Source organism: Lentilactobacillus parabuchneri DSM 5707 = NBRC 107865 (assembly GCF_001435315.1).
Classification (GTDB): Bacteria; Bacillota; Bacilli; order Lactobacillales; family Lactobacillaceae; genus Lentilactobacillus; species Lentilactobacillus parabuchneri.
The window spans coordinates 1-377 of sequence record NZ_AZGK01000042.1 but is presented as its reverse complement, the minus strand read 5'-3'; the positions used below and the strand labels follow the sequence as shown (position 1 = coordinate 377).

Below are 377 nucleotides of genomic sequence, written 5' to 3'. Positions count from 1 at the left end.
ATCCATGGCTTTCCGCAGGCCATTCACATGACGCGAGCGAACGTCTCTGATCGAGACGGGGCCAGTGCCATGATCGCTTTACATGCCATGCATTTACGCCAGGTTCAAAATGTCTTAGTTGATGGTGGTTATTCAGGCGTTAATTTTCAGCTCGATGTAGCCAGTAATTTAAACGCAACCGTGCAGGTTGCGAAGCGCAATGAGTTGCATCGATTCGAAGTCATGCCCCAACGTTGGGTAGTCGAACGATCTTTTAGTTGGCTAGAGAATTGTCGGCGACTTTGGAAAAATTGTGAGCGTCAATTAACCACCAGTCTGCAAATGGTCGTTTTAGCGTTTTTAGCACTATTACTTAAGAGATTTTAGACAGCTTCTAA

At 45.6% G+C, this 377-nt stretch carries 1 protein-coding gene; it reads left to right on the top strand.

The window, feature by feature from the left end:
- On the top strand, nucleotides 1-366 hold a 366-nt coding region (locus FC51_RS12010; protein ID WP_155519327.1), incomplete at its 5' end, for a transposase.
- Between the last annotated feature and the right edge of the window lie 11 nt (nucleotides 367-377).